Source organism: Planomonospora sp. ID67723 (assembly GCF_015711605.1).
In the GTDB taxonomy this organism is placed as follows: domain Bacteria; phylum Actinomycetota; class Actinomycetes; order Streptosporangiales; family Streptosporangiaceae; genus Planomonospora_A.
The window spans coordinates 2,411,577-2,426,605 of record NZ_JABTEZ010000001.1; the positions used below are offsets into that span (position 1 = coordinate 2,411,577).

A 15,029-nucleotide genomic window follows, 5' to 3' on the forward strand; every position below is an offset into this window, starting at 1 on the left:
CTGCACCAATGATCACAGCAGCTTCGCTCGTGGCGGCGGAGGGGAACAACCCGCTCATCCCGCACACCTACGAGCTGGTCGTCGGCATCTTCGCCTTCGCTGTCGTCCTCATCGTCGTCGGCAAGATCCTCACCCCGCGCATTCAGAAGACTCTGAACGAGCGGACCGAGGCGATCGAGGGCGGCATCCAGAAGGCGCAGGACGCCCAGGCCGAAGCCCAGGCGCTGCTCGCGCAGTACAAGGAGCAGCTCGCCGAGGCCCGTCACGAGGCGTCCCGCCTGCGTGAAGAGGCCCGCGAGCAGGGCGCGCAGATCAAGGCCGAGCTCCGTGAGGAGGCGCAGGCCGAGGCCCGCCGCCTCATCGAGGCGGCGCACGCCCAGATCGAGGCCGACCGCCAGCAGGCGTTCGCCCAGCTCCGCTCCGAGATCGGCCGGCTCTCGACCGACCTGGCGAGCCGCATCGTCGGTGAGTCCCTCGAGGACGAGGCGCGCCAGCGCCGCACCGTCGACCGGTTCCTGGAGGAGCTCGAGTCGAGCAGCGCGGCGGTCCGCTGATGATGGAGCGAACCCGACGCAGTGAGCGGCGCGGCTCGCGAGGCACGAGCGGGCTGCACAGCGAACGAGGAGCGGTGAGCGACCGATGAGGGGTCTGAGCAGGGCTTCGCTGGCCGAGGTCGAAGAACGCTTCAACGCCGTGGCGGGAAGCGCCGACCTCGGCACGCTGGCCGACGAGCTCTTCTCGGTCGCCGACCTGTTCGACCGTGAGCACGGGCTCCGCCGGAGCATGTCCGACGCCGCGCGCCCGGCCGAGCAGAAGGCCCAGATCCTCCGGGTCCTGCTGGAGGGCAAGGTCAGCGCCGCCGCTCTGGAGACGGCCGTGGCGGCCGTCTCCGCGAGGTGGGCGCGCTCGGGCGACCTGGCCGACTCGCTGGAGCGTCTCGGCGTGGTCGCCGCGGCGGCCGAGGCCGAGGCGCAGGGCAGGCTCGACGACGTCGAGGACGAGCTGTTCCGGTTCGGGCGCATCGTCGCCGGAAACCTGGACCTGCACCGGATGCTGGCCAACCCGGCCGCGCCCGCGCAGGGCAAGCGGGAGCTGCTCGGCACGCTGCTCGGTGCGAAGGTCGCCCCGACGACCCTCCGTCTGGTTACGCAGATCGTGGTGCACCCGCGAGGACGTAGCCTGGACGGTGGGCTGGAGGAGTTCGGCAGCCTGGTCGCGTCTCAGCGGCAGCGTCTCGTCGCGGTGGTGCGCAGCGCCGTCGCGCTCTCCGAGGAGCAGAAGCAGCGCCTCGCCGCGTGGCTTCGCACCTCGTACGGCCACGACGTTCACCTGAACGTCGAGGTGGATCCGCGAGTGCTCGGTGGGTTCTCCGTTCGCATCGGGGACGACCTCATCGACACCACCATCGCGGGACGAATCGAAGAAGTCCGCCGCCGGTTGGCCGGCTAGGCGAATAGGGAGACAGAAGAGAGATGGCGGAGCTTACGATCCGGCCGGACGAGATCCGGGACGCGCTTGAGCGCTTCGTCCAGGCGTACGAGCCGGAAGGCGCCGCGCGCGAGGAGATCGGGACCGTCGTCGACTGCGGCGACGGCATCGCCCATGTCTCCGGCCTTCCCTCGGCGATGGCGAACGAGCTGCTCGAGTTCGAGGACGGCACGCGTGGTCTGGCACTGAACCTGGACGTCCGGGAGATCGGTGTCGTTATCCTGGGCGACTTCAGCAAGATCGAGGAGGGCCAGTCGGTCCGCCGCACCGGAGAGGTCCTCTCCGTGCCGGTCGGCGACAACTTCCTCGGCCGCGTGGTCGACCCGCTGGGCAATCCGATGGACGGCAAGGGCGCCATCGAGTCCGAGGGCCTGCGTGCCCTCGAACTCCAGGCCCCCTCCGTGGTCCAGCGCCAGCCGGTGAAGGAGCCGCTGCAGACCGGTCTCAAGGCGGTCGACGCCATGACGCCGATCGGCCGCGGCCAGCGCCAGCTGATCATCGGTGACCGCGGCACCGGCAAGACCGCGATCGCGGTGGACACCATCCTCAACCAGCGGGAGAACTGGCTCTCCGGCGACCCGGAGAAGCAGGTCCGCTGCGTCTACGTCGCCGTCGGCCAGAAGGGCTCGACGATCGCCCAGGTCAAGGGCCGCCTCGAGGAGGCGGGCGCGATGGAGTACACCACCATCGTCGCCGCCCCGGCCTCCGACCCGGCCGGCTTCAAGTACCTCGCCCCCTACACCGGCTCGGCCATCGGCCAGCACTGGATGTACCAGGGCAAGCACGTCCTCATCGTCTTCGACGACCTGACCAAGCAGGCCGACGCCTACCGCGCCGTCTCCCTGCTGCTGCGCCGCCCGCCGGGCCGCGAGGCCTTCCCGGGCGACGTCTTCTACTTGCACTCCCGCCTGCTGGAGCGCTGCGCCAAGCTCTCCGCCGACATGGGCGGCGGCTCCATGACCGGTCTTCCGGTCATCGAGACCAAGGGCAACGACGTCTCGGCGTTCATCCCGACCAACGTCATCTCCATCACCGACGGCCAGTGCTTCCTCGAGACCGACCTGTTCAACTCGGGCGTGCGCCCGGCGATCAACGTCGGTGTCTCGGTCTCCCGAGTCGGCGGTTCGGCCCAGATCAAGGCCATGAAGAAGGTCGCCGGAACGCTGCGGCTGTCCCTGTCGCAGTACCGCGACCTGGAGGCCTTCGCCTCCTTCGCCTCCGACCTGGACGCGGCCTCCCGCGCCCAGCTGGAGCGCGGCCAGCGCCTGGTCGAGCTGCTCAAGCAGTCCCAGTACAGCCCGTTCCCGGTGGAGAAGCAGGTCGTCTCCGTGTGGGCCGGCACCACCGGTGAGCTCGACGACGTGCCCGTAGAGGACATCCGCCGCTTCGAGGCGGAGTTCCTCGACTACCTGGGCCGTGAGAACAAGGGTGTCTTCGACGCCATCCGCGAGACCAAGGACCTGTCGGACGACACGGTCACCACGCTCAAGGACGCGATCACCCAGTTCAAGAAGGGCTTCGAGACCTCCGCGGGCGAGCTGCTGGTCAACGAGGAGCCGGTCGCGGCGCTCGGCGCCGACAAGGTCGGCCAGGAGAAGATCACCAAGCAGATCCGCACGGACGAGAAGAAGTAGCCGATGGGTGCCCAGCTAAGACTGCTGCGGCGGCGGATCAAGTCGGTCAAGTCCACGGCGAAGATCACGCGCGCCCAGGAGCTCATCGCTTCGTCGCGCATCGTGAAGGCGCAGCAGCGGATGCAGGCGGCCGTGCCGTACGAGCGGGAGATCACCCGCGCCGTCACGGGCGTCGTCAGCAACAGCAGCAGCGTCGACCACCCGCTGACCGTGGCGAAGGAGAACCCCCGCAGGGCGGGCGTGCTCATCGTCACCAGCGACCGCGGCTTCTGCGGCGGCTTCAACGCCAACATCCTGCGCGAGGCCGAGGCCCTGGCCGGCCTGCTGCGGGGCAGGGGCGTCGAGCCCGTGCCCTACGTGGTGGGACGCAAGGGCATCACCTGGCACAGCTTCCGCGGCCGGGAGATGGGCGGCCAGTGGGGCGGGTTCTCCGACAACCCCTCCTACGCCGACGCCAAGGAGATCGCGAACACGCTCATCACGGCGTTCTCGGCCGAGGACGGGATCGACGAGATCCACGTCGTCTCGACCGAGTTCGTCTCCATGCTCACGCAGGAGGTCGCGGTCAAGCGCGTCCTGCCGCTGGAGGTCGTGGAGACCACCGAGAAGCCGGAGACGCCGCTGCCGTACTTCGAGTTCGAGCCCACCGCGGGCGACGTGCTGGACTCGCTGCTCCCGCGGTACGTGGAGTCGCGCATCTTCAGCACGCTGCTCCAGTCCGCGGCCTCGGAGCACGCCGCGCGCCGCCGGGCCATGAAGTCGGCGACCGACAACGCCAACGAGCTCATCCGCGTGTTCACCATGCAGATGAACCAGGCTCGCCAGGCCGAGATCACCCAGGAAATCAGCGAGATCGTCGGTGGCGCGAACGCGCTGGCTGACGCCGCAGCGGGGAAAGAGTGAAATGACTGCAGAGACTGTTGAGACCGGCGTGGGCCGCGTCGCCCGGGTCACCGGTCCCGTCGTCGACGTGGAGTTCCCCGTCGAGGCGATGCCCGACATCTTCAACGCGCTGAACGTCGACGTCACCGTCGGCGGCGAGACCAAGACCCTGACCATGGAGGTCGCCCAGCACCTGGGCGACAACCTGGTCCGGGCCATCTCGATGCAGCCCACCGACGGCCTGGTCCGCGGTGCGGCGGTCTCCGACTCCGGCCACCCGATCTCGGTGCCGGTCGGCGACGTCGTCAAGGGCCACGTGTGGAACGCGCTCGGCGAGTCCCTGGACGTGCCGACCGCCTCCCTGAAGATCACCGAGAAGTGGGGCATCCACCGCCCCTCCCCGGCCTTCGACACCCTCGAGTCGCGCACCGAGATGCTGCCCACCGGCATCAAGGTCATCGACCTGCTCACCCCGTACGTGAAGGGTGGCAAGATCGGTCTGTTCGGTGGCGCCGGTGTCGGCAAGACCGTTCTGATCCAGGAGATGATCCGCCGAGTCGCGCTGAAGTTCTCCGGAACCTCGTGCTTCGCCGGCGTCGGCGAGCGTACCCGTGAGGGCAACGACCTCTGGCTGGAGATGGAGGAGGCGGGCGTCCTCAAGGACACCGCGCTCGTCTTCGGCCAGATGGACGAGCCGCCGGGCACGCGTCTGCGCGTCGCGCTCTCCGCCCTCACCATGGCGGAGTACTTCCGTGACGTGCAGAAGCAGGACGTGCTTCTGTTCATCGACAACATCTTCCGGTTCACCCAGGCCGGTTCCGAGGTCTCCACCCTGCTCGGCCGCATGCCGTCCGCGGTGGGTTACCAGCCGACCCTCGCCGACGAGATGGGCGTTCTCCAGGAGCGCATCACCTCGACCCGCGGTCACTCGATCACCTCGATGCAGGCGATCTACGTCCCCGCGGACGACATCACCGACCCGGCCCCGCACAACGCGTTCGCGCACCTCGACGCGCAGACCGTTCTGTCCCGGCCGATCTCGGAGAAGGGCATCTACCCCGCGGTGGACCCGCTCGACTCCAGCTCGCGGATCCTCGACCCGCAGATCATCGGCGAGGAGCACTACCGCGTGGCCCAGGAGACCAAGCGGATCCTGCAGAAGTACAAGGAGCTGCAGGACATCATCGCGATCCTCGGTATCGACGAGCTCTCCGAGGAGGACAAGGTCACCGTCAACCGGGCCCGCCGCATCGAGCGCTTCCTGTCCCACCCGATGTACGCCGCCGAGGCGTTCACCGGCCAGCCGGGTGAGTTCGTGCCGCTGGACGAGACCATCGCGTCCTTCAAGGGTCTGTGCGCCGGTGACTACGACCACCTGCCCGAGCAGGCGTTCTTCATGGTCGGTGGCATCGAGCAGGCCATCGCCAAGGCCAAGGAACTCGCCCGCTAGTCGCCTTCGGTGCCGGTACGGCCGACGCCGTACCGGCACCTGGTTCGAAAGGAACGCAGAGAAAGTGGCGAAGCTGCGAGTAGGCGTGGTCTCCCCGGAGCGGGAGATCTGGTCCGGCGATGCCGACATGGTGATCGCCAAGACCGTCGACGGCGAGATCGGCATCATGCCCCAGCACGCTCCCGTGCTCGGCGTCCTCGTCGAGGGCGGCGTGCTGACGGTCAAGCGCGGCGGCGGCGAGCCCGACCTGGTCGCCGCGGTCCACGGCGGCTTCCTCTCGGTCGCCGACAACGAGGTGTCGATCCTCGCCGAGGTGGCCGAGCTCGGCTCCGAGGTGGACGTCGCCAGGGCGAAGAACGCGCTGGACCGCGCGCAGGCCTCCGTCGAGGCCGACCAGGAGAACGCGGACGCCGCCGCCGAGGCCAAGCGTGCCAGGGCCCGGCTGCGCGCGGCAGGCGAGGAAGTCGGATAGGTTCTGCTTCTGAGCGGTGTGGTTTCTGGGGGCGGCGGACATGGCAGTACTCGACGTACTCATCGTTGCGGCGCTGCTCGTCGCCCTTCTGGCCTCCCGCGTGCTGATCCTCACCCGCTCCCGCAGCTCGGTGCTGTGCTGTCTGCGCCCGCTGCCCGGTCGCCGGGGCTGGCGGGTGGGGGTGGCCCGATACACCGGGGACCGGCTCAACTGGATCCCGCTCATAGGTCTGCTACCGAGGCCGCGCCACGTGATCGCGAGGCGCGGCCTCGTGGTTTCCGGGCGCCGCCGCATCGGGACCGGCGAGTTCTTCGGTTTCCTGGAGGGGGTGACGGCCCTGGAGTGCGAGAGCGGCGAGTTCCGCTTCGAACTGGCCGCGGGCTACCGGGCGCTGACCGGTTTCGTGGCCTGGCTGGAGTCCGCCCCGCCCAGCGCCCACCTCGACGTCGCCTAGCGGGTGCCGCCGGGCTTCCAGAGGATCTCGTCGCCGCCCGCGGCCACCCGGCAGAGGATGAACATCAGGTCGCTCAGCCGGTTGAGGTACTTCGCGGTCAGCGGGTTGACGTCGTCGTGGGCCTCCATGGCCGACCAGACGGTCCGCTCGGCGCGGCGCACGACCGTCCTGGCCACATGGAGCTGGGCGACGGCGGGGGAGCCCCCGGGGAGGATGAAGCTGCGCAGCGGCGTGAGGCGCTCGTTGAACTCGTCGCAGCGGGCCTCCAGCCACTCGACGTAGGACGGCTCGACGCGCAGCGGGGGGAACTCCGGGTTCTCCGTGACCGGGCTGCACAGGTCGGCGCCGACGTCGAACAGCTCGTTCTGGATCCGGCGGAGGACGGCGGCGACGTCCTCGTCGAGGGTGCCGAGAGACAACGCCACGCCGAGAGCGGCGTTGGCCTCCTCCACGTCCGCGTAGGCGGCCAGACGCGGGTCGGTCTTACGGGTGCGGCTCATGTCGCCGAGGGCCGTGGTGCCGTCGTCCCCGGTGCGGGTGTAGATCTTGGAGAGCACCACCGGGTTGTCTCTGTCAGCTCGCGTCATGGGGCCAGGGTATCCGGCCAAAAAATCCCCTGATCAATCCCATGGCGGGCAATATGCTTCAACGATGCTTTCTGGTTCTTACCTGCGTTTTCCTCACATCTCCGGTGGGACGCTGACGTTCGTCGCCGATGATGACGTCTGGGCGGCACCGGCGGAGGGAGGACGGGCCTGGCGTCTCTCCGCCGACCGGGCTCCGGCGAGCCACCCCCGCCTGTCCCCCGACGCCACGAAGGTCGCCTGGACCAGCCTGCGTGACGGCGACCCCGAGGTGTTCCTGGCGGACCTGGAGACCGGATCCGCCGAGCGGCTGACCCACTGGGGCGACTCCCGGACCCGGACCCGGGGGTGGACCCCGGACGGCCGGGTCCTCGCGATCAGCGCGACGGGCCAGCCTTTCGCCTCCATGACCTTCGCCTACGTGCTGGACGGCGGGCAGGCCGAGCGGCTGCCGTACGGCCCCGTCACCGATCTGGCGGTCGCCGGGAACCCGCACGGCCCGGGGAGCCCGGAGAACACGGTGGCGTTGCTCACCGCCTCCCTCGCCCGCGACCCGGGGACCTGGAAGCGCTACCGGGGCGGTACGGCGGGGCGCCTGTGGGTCAGGCGCGGAGACGGTGACTTCATCCGCCTGGCGGCCGGGCTGAACGGTCATTTCGCGAGCCCGATGCTGGTCGGCGGGCGCCTGGTCTTCCTCTCCGACCACGAGGGCGTCGGCAACCTCTATTCCACCGAGCTCGACGGCACCGGCCTGCGCCGCCACACCGACCACGACGCCTTCTACGCCCGGCACGCCACCACCGACGGCACCCGGATCGTCTACCAGAACGCCGGCGACCTCTACATCCTCGACGGCCTGGACGCCGAGACCCGCAAGCTGGACGTCCGGCCCGGTTCCCCGCTGCGGGGACGGCAGCCGAGGAGGGTGGACGCGGGCCGCGACCTGCACGACCTGGCCGTGGACGCGACCGGACGGGCCAGTGCGGTGGAGGTCGGCGGCACCGTGCACTGGCTCACCCACCGGGACGGCCCGGCCCGGCAGCTCGGTTCCGGGCCGGCCTCGGGCAAGCCCCGCATGCTCGGCGCCGACCAGGTGGTGTGGGTCTTCGACGACGGGGTGGACCAGGGCCTGGAGATCGGCCCGGCCGGGGGCGGGGAGACCCGCAGGATCGCCGGCGGGAGGCTGGGCGAGGTCGGGGACCTGGCCCCCGCGCCCGACGGCGCCACGGTCGCGGTGGCGGCCAGGGACGGGCGGCTCCTCCTGGTGGACGTGGCGTCGGCAGAGGTCGTCGAGCTGGCCCGCGCCAACGGCGAGATCGACGGGATGACCTGGTCGCCCGATTCCGCCTGGCTCGCCTGGTCGCACCCGGAGGCCACCCCGCTGCGCCGGATCCGGCTGGCCCGGGTGACCGACCGGGTGATCCACGATGTGACCGACGGCCGCTTCGTGGACGTCTCACCCGCCTTCACCGCCGATCACCTGGCGTTCTTGTCGCGCCGCGGGTTCGACCCGGTCTACGACGCGCACTCCTTCGACATGTCCTTCCCGTACGGCTACCGCCCCTACCTGGTCCCTCTGGCGGCCTCCACCCCCTCGCCCTTCGCGCCCAGCACCGACGGGCGGCCCGCAGCCGAGCAGGACGGCGACGGCGGGGAGAAGGGCGGAGAGAAGGACGGCGGGAAGAAGGACGGCGCCGCGCTCACCGTGGACGTGGAGGGGATCGCCTCCCGCGTCGTGCAGGTGCCGGTGCCCGAGGGCCGCTACTCGACGCTGCGCGCGGTCAAGGGCGGGTTCGTCTGGCTGCGCGAACCGCTGGCCGGCGAGCTCGGCGAGGACCGGGACGAGCTCGGCGCGGAGCCGCCCAGGCCCGCCCTGGACCGCTACGACCTGGCCAAGCGCACCTGCGAGGAACTGGTCGACAAGCTCGACTGGTACCGGGTGAGCGGCGACGGGACCCGCCTCGTCGCCTGCGACAAGGGCGCGCTCACGGTCCGCTCCGCCACCGGGAAGAACGGCGACGACGACGTGACCGTGGACCTGTCGCGGATCCGGGTCACCGTCGACCCCGTGGTCCACCGGCGGCACGCCTACGCCCAGATGGGCCGCCGGATGCGGGCCGACTTCTGGGTGGAGGACCTGGCGGACGTCGAGTGGGACGCGGTGCTGGAGGAGTACCGGCCGCTGGTGGACCGGGTCTCCACCGACGACGACTTCGCGGACCTGCTCTGGGAGGTTGTCGGCGAGCTCGGCAGCTCGCACGCCTATGTCGTCCCCGCGCCCTGGGGTCCGCCCGGCTCCGACCCGGTCGGCCTGCTCGGCGCGGACCTGTCCAGGAACGGTGAGGGCCGCTGGCAGGTGGAGCGGGTGCTGCCCGGCGAGTCGTCGGACGTGCGCGCCCGATCCCCGCTGGCCGCGCCCGGCGCGGCCGTCCAGCCGGGGGAGACGCTGCTGGCGGTCGACGGCCGCCCGGTGCCGCCGGAGGGTCCCGCGCGGCTGCTGGTCGGCGCCGCGGACAAGCCGGTCGAGCTGACCCTGGGCGGCGGGCGCAGGGTGGTCGTCACGCCGCTCCGCGACGACCGGCGGCTGCGCTACCAGGACTGGGTGGCCGCCCGCCGGGCGCACGTCCGCGAGCTGGGCGACGGGCGCCTGGGCTACCTGCACATCCCCGACATGGTGGCCGAGGGCTGGGCGCAGTTCCACCGCGACCTGCGCCGGGAGATGACCTTCGAGGGGCTGGTCGTGGACGTCCGGGGCAACCGGGGCGGCCACACCTCCGAGCTGGTCATCGAGAAGCTGCTGCGCCGGGTCATCGCCTGGGACCTGCCCCGCGGGCTGTCGCCGATCACCTATCCCGAGGACGCGCCGCGCGGCCCGCTCGTCGCGGTCACCGACTACAACGCCGGGTCCGACGGCGACATCGTGACCGCCGCCTTCAAGATCCACAAGCTCGGGCCGGTGGTCGGCACCCGCACCTGGGGTGGGGTCATCGGCATCGACGACGACCACCGCCTGGCGGACGGGACGGCCATCACGGTGCCGAGGTACTCCTTCTGGTTCGAGGGGCTCGGCTGGGGTGTGGAGAACTACGGCGTCGATCCGGACGTCGAGGTGGACATCACCCCGGACGACTGGGCCGCCGGACGGGACCCGCAGATCGAGGAGGCGGTACGGCTGGCGCTCGCCGCCCTGGCGGAGCGCCCCGCGGCGAGCCCGCCCGACGCCGCGACCCGTCCGTCCCGGCGCAGGCCGGTACTGCCGCCCCGCCGGTGACCCCGGGACCGGGCCGGGGACGGGCCCGCCGGAGGCCCCGTCTCCGGCCCGGCCGCCCGGTATGACATTTGTCATTCCGATCACCTGCACGATCCATGTCCCTCCGGTGATATCGGCGACTACCTGCGGCCGGGCGGGTGGACGAGGATTTTCCCCATGAGGACACCACAGCTTGCGGACGCGACCGGCGCGGTGCTCGACGGCCTCGACAACGTGATCGAGGTCGGCGGGCTGCGACAGAAGTACGGCGACTTCGAGGCCGTGCGCGGGATCTCCTTCACCGTCCCGCGGGGAGAGATCTTCGCCCTGCTCGGCACCAACGGGGCCGGGAAGACCACCACGATGGAGGTCCTGGAGGGCTACACGCCCGCCACCGACGGCACCGTCCGGGTCCTCGGCCTCGACCCCGTCAAGCAGCACCGCGAGCTCCGCCCCCGCGTGGGCATCATGCTCCAGGAGGGCGGCTTCCTCGGCGACCTCACCGTGGCCGAGACCGTGGGCCTGTGGAAGGGCCTGAGCGAGGACGCCGGCCGCCCGGTCACCCTCTCCGGCGGCACCGAACTGGCGGGCGGCTTCACCCTCATGGGCCGGGTCCGCCGGGTGGACCGCGCGATCATGGGCGCGCTGGAGCTGGTGGGCCTGGAGAAGAAGGCCAGGGTCAAGGTCAAGCAGCTCTCCGGCGGCCAGAAGCGCAGGCTCGACCTCGCGCTCGCGGTGCTCTCCGGGCCCGAGGTGCTCTTCCTGGACGAGCCGACCACCGGGATGGACCCCGAGGCGCGCCGTACCACGTGGAAGGTCGTGGAGAACCTGCGGGACGCGGGCACCACCGTGCTGCTGACCACGCACTACCTGGAGGAGGCCGAGCGCCTGGCCGACCGGCTGGCCATCATGCACGAGGGCCGGATCCACACCCACGGCACGGTCGACGAGGTGGTGGCCACCTCCGGCGACATGATCACTTTCCGGCTCCCCGGCGTCTCCTGGACGTTCGGCGACCTGCCCACACTGGACGGCGTGGCCCCGGTGCTGACCTACGACGGCGGCGGCACGGAGGTCGGTTACACGCTGGCCGGGACCGACACGGCGACCCGCGCGCACGCCGCGCTCCGGCCGCTGCTGGCCTGGGCCGACACGCGCGGCGAGACCCTGGGACGGCTCGCGGTGCGCCGCGGGACCCTCGAGGACGTCTTCATGCGGGTCGTGGGAGAGGTCTGAGCCGTGAAGCGCGACGGAATCGACATGGCAGGCGGAGCGGTACGCGAGGGCGGCCGGCCCGCGCGGCGGATGCGGATGAGGAGTGGCGAGTAATGAAGACCGATGTTCTGCACGCCGTACGGCTGGCGCGGCTCGACCTGACGCTGGTCGGCAGGAACACCACCGTGCTGTTCAACGTGATGCTGATGCCGATCCTGATAGCCGCGGTCTACAGCACGTTCCCGGTGGGGGAGACCGCCGGTGTGAGCGGCAGGGTGTTCGTCCTGACCGGGGTGCCCGGGCTGATGCTGGCGTTCGCGGTCTTCGTCAACCTGGTCAACGCCTTCACGTCCCGCCGCGAGGAGCTGGTGCTCAAGCGGCTGCGCGGGGGCCAGCCGTCGGCGGCGGCGGTCATGGCGGGCAGCGGGCTCAGCGCTCTGGTGATCTTCCTCGGTCAGGTGGTGCTGCTGGGGATCTGGGTCCACCGCTTCGAGGGCATCCTGCCGGCCAACGTGCCGCTGGTGGTGCTCGCCGCCGTCCTGGGGGTCGCGGTGTTCGGCCTGATCGCGGCGGCCTTCTCCGGTATGACGCCCAACGCCGAGCTGGCGCAGGTCACGGTGCTGCCGGTGCTGCTCGTCATGATGGTCGCCGCGCCGGTCGCGTTCCCCGCCGACGCGCTGCCCGGCCCGCTGGCCGTGGTCGCGGGCCTGCTCCCGGTCACGCCGATCGTGGAGATGATGCGCACCGGCTTCCTGGGCGCGAACCACTTCACCGGCGGCGGCGAGAAGCTGACCATGGTCGAGCAGTGGGTGGGCGCGCTGCCCTCGATCGGGATCATGCTCGGCTGGATCGTGATCGGTGCGCTGCTGGCCAGGTGGCTGTTCCGGTGGGAACCCCGGCACGGCTAACGTTGTTGCCACATGTCAACGAACGCTGATGAGAAGGGGACGGGGCGCGCGCGGCGCCTCGTCCCCTCGGCCGTGTCCCGGCCGCTGTCCCGGCCGCTGTCCCGGCTGCCCGCCCCGGGCGCCGGCCCGCTCGGCAGGCTCCTGCGCCGGGAGAGGCGCTCCCAGATCGAGCGGCTGCGCCGGCTGACCGCGTGGATGCTGGGGATCGGCATCGTCCTGGCGTGGGCCGGCCCCCTCGGCTGGCTCTCCCGAGGCGCCAGAGTGGACCTGTTCTCCCTCTCCGCGCTGGGACTGCTGGCGCTGGTCCCCTTCACCCTGCTCCAGCTGCGCATGATCAGAGCCGCGATGGACGGCGTCGCCGCGAACCGGGAGGTCGCCGCCTCGGGCGCGATCGCACTGGCCGTGCTGGCGACCCAGGAAGGGCACTTCTGGTCCTGGGGGCTGATCGCACCGGCCTGGGCGGCGGGCGCGGCGCTGCTGCTGAGCCGGTCCGGCACCCTGGCCGCCAGCCTCGGCTCGACCGCGGTCGGCCTCTTCCTCCTGTGGCCCGGGGACCCGGGTTCTGCGGCCGCCCTGGCGATCTACCCGGACGCGGACGCGTTCGGCGGCGCGGTCGGCGCCTACGTCGGAGGGTCCATGGGCATCCCGTGGGCGAACCGCTTCCAGCTCTGGTTCTGGGAGGTGGTCCGGGCTGCGGAGGCAGGCAAGGCGGCGCAGGCCCGGCTGGCGGTGACGGAGGAGCGGCTCCGCTTCGCCCGCGACCTGCACGACCTCGTCGGGCACAGCCTCTCCGCGATCGCGGTCAAGAGCGAGGTGGCCGTCAGGCTCGTCGGAGCCGACGCCGAACGGGCCGCCGCGGAGATGGACGAGGTGCGCGGACTGGCCAGGGAGGCGCTGAAGGAGATCCGTACGGCGGTGCGCGGCTACCGGACGGTGGACCTCGACGCCGAACTGCGCAGCATGGCCGCGGTCCTGGAGGCGGGCGGGATCCGGTGCATGCTCCAGGTCCCGCCGGAGGAGATGCCCGAGGAGCTGGCCACGCTGCTGGCCTGGCTGGTCCGCGAGGGCACCACCAACGTGCTGAGGCACAGCGCGGCGACCTTCTGCCGGATCTCGATCACCTTGCAGGGCGGGACGGCGGTGCTGGAGATGACCAACGACGGTGTGTCGGGGACGGGTGGCCGGGGAGGCACGGGCCTGACCGGGATGGCGGAGCGGGTGGCCGCCTGGGGCGGCTCGGTCACGGCCGGGGCGGACCGCTCCGGGGAGTTCAGGGTGCGGGCGACGGTCCCGCTGGAGGGAGTGCGATGACCCGGGCGACGCGGGCCGCGGTGCCGCCGGAGGAGGTCCGGTGATCCGGGTGCTGCTGGCCGATGACGAGCACCTGATCCGGGAGGCGGTGGCCACGCTGCTCGGGCTGGAGCCGGACATCGAGGTCGTGGCCCAAGTGGCCAGAGGGGATCTGGTGGAGCCGGCCGTACGGGACCACGCGCCCGACGTGATCGTGCTGGACATCGAGATGCCGGGGATGGACGGGCTGAGCGTCGCGGAGAACCTGCCGGGGCACGCCATGCTGATGCTGACCAGCTTCGGCCGCCCCGGCTACCTGCGCCGGGCGCTGGCGGCCGGGGTGCGCGGCTTCGTCCCCAAGGACGCCTCCTCCGCCGAGCTCGCCGAGGCGATCCGCAGGGTGCACTCCGGCGGGCGCTATCTCGACCCGGAGATGGCCGCCTCGGCGATGATGGCGGGGGAGAGCCCGCTGACCGACCGGGAGCGGGACGCGCTGGCCCTGGCCGCGCGGGGCGCCTCGGTGGGAGAGATCGCGGCCTCGCTCCACCTCACCGAGGGCACCGTCCGCAACTACCTGTCCAGCGCGATCACCAAGCTGGGAGCCGGCAACCGGATCACCGCGATCCGGGTCGCCCAGGAGAAGGGCTGGCTCTGACGCCCTCCCGGCCTCAGGGCCGGGCCGGTGCCCGGACGCCCGGCGAGGTCTCCGCCGGGCGGGGCCGGTCACATCGCCAGCGACCGTCGGTAGATATGCACGGCGGTGCCGATCAACTGGTCGATCGAAGGCGGCTCGTCGGCCAGAACCCACTCGATGAGAAGCTCCTGGAGCGCACCGATCATGCCGAGCACGAGCAGGTGCGGGTCGGTCCCGGCCTCCTCGGGCGTCTGCAGGAGGCCGGTCTCGATGATCTGCGTGAAGCCCGCCACGGCCTCCTGGCGTGAGGTGGTGAGGCAGTCGCCCGCTCGCCGTACCTCCAGATGCAGGATCCTGGCGCGGCGCGGATCCTCGGTGACGAACTCGATGTAGGCGGCGACGCCGGCCTCGATGCGGCCGAGCAGCGTGTTGGGCGCCTGCTCGACGGCCTTGGAGACCGCGACGAGGTTGTCCTGGACACACCTGTCGTACACCACCTGCATCAGCTCCTCGCGGCCGCTGAAACACTCGTAGAAGGCGCGGTTGGAGATGCGCGCGGCGGTGCACAGCTTCTCGATGGTGGTGTCCGGGAAACCGTTTCTGGCATAGAGGTTGTAGGCCGCCTTGATCAGCCGTTCGCGACGCTCCGCCAACCGCTCCTCTGCGGACATTCCTCTGTATGGACGCCCACCCACGTCAAGTCCTCGCTGCGGGTGAGGGCTTGACAAATTCACGCTCTATCACATCCACCCCATGATCCTGGATACC

14 protein-coding genes are annotated in these 15,029 nt (G+C 71.2%); 12 read left to right on the forward strand and 2 right to left on the reverse strand.

The features are described from left to right. The first annotated feature begins 8 nt into the window (after nt 1–8). From HS041_RS11205 to HS041_RS11235, 7 genes are all read left to right on the forward strand, one after another. Nucleotides 9–554 (forward strand): F0F1 ATP synthase subunit B, encoded by a 546-nt coding sequence (locus HS041_RS11205; protein ID WP_196440396.1) that lies wholly within the window; start codon nt 9–11, stop codon nt 552–554. Between the two features lie 85 nt (nt 555–639). Then, nucleotides 640–1,449 carry a F0F1 ATP synthase subunit delta gene (locus tag HS041_RS11210; protein WP_196440397.1) on the forward strand — a complete coding sequence of 270 codons (810 nt, stop codon included), beginning with the start codon at nt 640–642 and terminating at the stop codon, nt 1,447–1,449. A 23-nt stretch (nt 1,450–1,472) separates the two neighbouring features. Next, nucleotides 1,473–3,122, forward strand: coding sequence for a F0F1 ATP synthase subunit alpha (atpA, locus tag HS041_RS11215; RefSeq protein WP_196440398.1), 1,650 nt, complete (start codon nt 1,473–1,475; stop codon nt 3,120–3,122). A 3-nt stretch (nt 3,123–3,125) separates the two neighbouring features. Continuing rightward, on the forward strand, nt 3,126–4,025 hold the full coding sequence (locus HS041_RS11220; protein ID WP_196440399.1) for a F0F1 ATP synthase subunit gamma: 900 nt from the start codon (nt 3,126–3,128) through the stop codon (nt 4,023–4,025). A 1-nt stretch (nt 4,026) separates the two neighbouring features. Next, nucleotides 4,027–5,454 carry a F0F1 ATP synthase subunit beta gene (gene atpD, locus HS041_RS11225; RefSeq protein WP_196440400.1) on the forward strand — a complete coding sequence of 476 codons (1,428 nt, stop codon included), beginning with the start codon at nt 4,027–4,029 and terminating at the stop codon, nt 5,452–5,454. 64 nt (nt 5,455–5,518) lie between these two features. Further along, on the forward strand, nt 5,519–5,926 hold the full coding sequence (locus HS041_RS11230) for a F0F1 ATP synthase subunit epsilon (RefSeq protein WP_196440401.1): 408 nt from the start codon (nt 5,519–5,521) through the stop codon (nt 5,924–5,926). Between the two features lie 40 nt (nt 5,927–5,966). Further along, the gene (locus tag HS041_RS11235; protein ID WP_196440402.1) at nt 5,967–6,380 is read left to right on the forward strand and encodes a DUF2550 domain-containing protein; all 414 of its coding nucleotides are present in this window, start codon (nt 5,967–5,969) and stop codon (nt 6,378–6,380) included. On the opposite strand, the gene HS041_RS11240 is transcribed toward HS041_RS11235, so the two are convergent. After that, complete coding sequence (locus HS041_RS11240) at nt 6,377–6,967, reverse strand: cob(I)yrinic acid a,c-diamide adenosyltransferase (protein WP_196440403.1); 591 nt, start codon at nt 6,965–6,967, stop codon at nt 6,377–6,379. The two genes, HS041_RS11235 and HS041_RS11240, sit on opposite strands and share 4 nt — an antisense overlap. Nucleotides 6,968–7,031: 64 nt before the next feature. Here HS041_RS11240 and HS041_RS11245 point away from each other — a divergent pair, with 64 nt between their 5' ends. From HS041_RS11245 to HS041_RS11265, 5 genes are all read left to right on the forward strand, one after another. Then, a complete protein-coding gene (locus HS041_RS11245) occupies nt 7,032–10,235 on the forward strand; it encodes a S41 family peptidase (RefSeq protein WP_196440404.1) in 3,204 nt (1,067 codons plus the stop codon). Nucleotides 10,236–10,391: 156 nt separating this feature from the next. Further along, on the forward strand, nt 10,392–11,450 hold the full coding sequence (locus HS041_RS11250) for an ABC transporter ATP-binding protein (protein ID WP_196440405.1): 1,059 nt from the start codon (nt 10,392–10,394) through the stop codon (nt 11,448–11,450). Between the two features lie 92 nt (nt 11,451–11,542). Then, nucleotides 11,543–12,337 (forward strand): ABC transporter permease, encoded by a 795-nt coding sequence (locus tag HS041_RS11255; protein ID WP_196440406.1) that lies wholly within the window; start codon nt 11,543–11,545, stop codon nt 12,335–12,337. 12 nt (nt 12,338–12,349) lie between these two features. Beyond that, complete coding sequence (locus tag HS041_RS11260; RefSeq protein WP_196440407.1) at nt 12,350–13,648, forward strand: sensor histidine kinase; 1,299 nt, start codon at nt 12,350–12,352, stop codon at nt 13,646–13,648. A 40-nt stretch (nt 13,649–13,688) separates the two neighbouring features. Next, entirely contained in the window at nt 13,689–14,282 is a 594-nt protein-coding gene (locus HS041_RS11265; protein ID WP_196440408.1) for a response regulator transcription factor, read from the forward strand. A gap of 68 nt (nt 14,283–14,350) precedes the next feature. Here the strand turns inward: HS041_RS11265 and HS041_RS11270 are convergent, their stop codons facing one another. After that, a complete protein-coding gene (locus tag HS041_RS11270; protein WP_230878524.1) occupies nt 14,351–14,914 on the reverse strand; it encodes a TetR/AcrR family transcriptional regulator in 564 nt (187 codons plus the stop codon). Nucleotides 14,915–15,029: the final 115 nt, after the last annotated feature.

What these genes read in the sequence shown, in the direction of transcription:
- HS041_RS11260 (WP_196440407.1), top strand. Translation starts at nt 12,350, where the DNA reads ATGTCAACGAACGCTGATGAGAAGGGGACGGGGCGCGCGCGGCGCCTC.
- HS041_RS11205 (WP_196440396.1), top strand. Translation starts at nt 9, where the DNA reads ATGATCACAGCAGCTTCGCTCGTGGCGGCGGAGGGGAACAACCCGCTC.
- HS041_RS11255 (WP_196440406.1), top strand. Translation starts at nt 11,543, where the DNA reads ATGAAGACCGATGTTCTGCACGCCGTACGGCTGGCGCGGCTCGACCTG.
- HS041_RS11250 (WP_196440405.1), top strand. Translation starts at nt 10,392, where the DNA reads ATGAGGACACCACAGCTTGCGGACGCGACCGGCGCGGTGCTCGACGGC.
- HS041_RS11245 (WP_196440404.1), top strand. Translation starts at nt 7,032, where the DNA reads ATGCTTTCTGGTTCTTACCTGCGTTTTCCTCACATCTCCGGTGGGACG.
- atpD (WP_196440400.1), top strand. Translation starts at nt 4,027, where the DNA reads ATGACTGCAGAGACTGTTGAGACCGGCGTGGGCCGCGTCGCCCGGGTC.
- HS041_RS11210 (WP_196440397.1), top strand. Translation starts at nt 640, where the DNA reads ATGAGGGGTCTGAGCAGGGCTTCGCTGGCCGAGGTCGAAGAACGCTTC.
- HS041_RS11240 (WP_196440403.1), bottom strand. Translation starts at nt 6,967, where the DNA reads ATGACGCGAGCTGACAGAGACAACCCGGTGGTGCTCTCCAAGATCTAC.
- HS041_RS11235 (WP_196440402.1), top strand. Translation starts at nt 5,967, where the DNA reads ATGGCAGTACTCGACGTACTCATCGTTGCGGCGCTGCTCGTCGCCCTT.
- atpA (WP_196440398.1), top strand. Translation starts at nt 1,473, where the DNA reads ATGGCGGAGCTTACGATCCGGCCGGACGAGATCCGGGACGCGCTTGAG.
- HS041_RS11220 (WP_196440399.1), top strand. Translation starts at nt 3,126, where the DNA reads ATGGGTGCCCAGCTAAGACTGCTGCGGCGGCGGATCAAGTCGGTCAAG.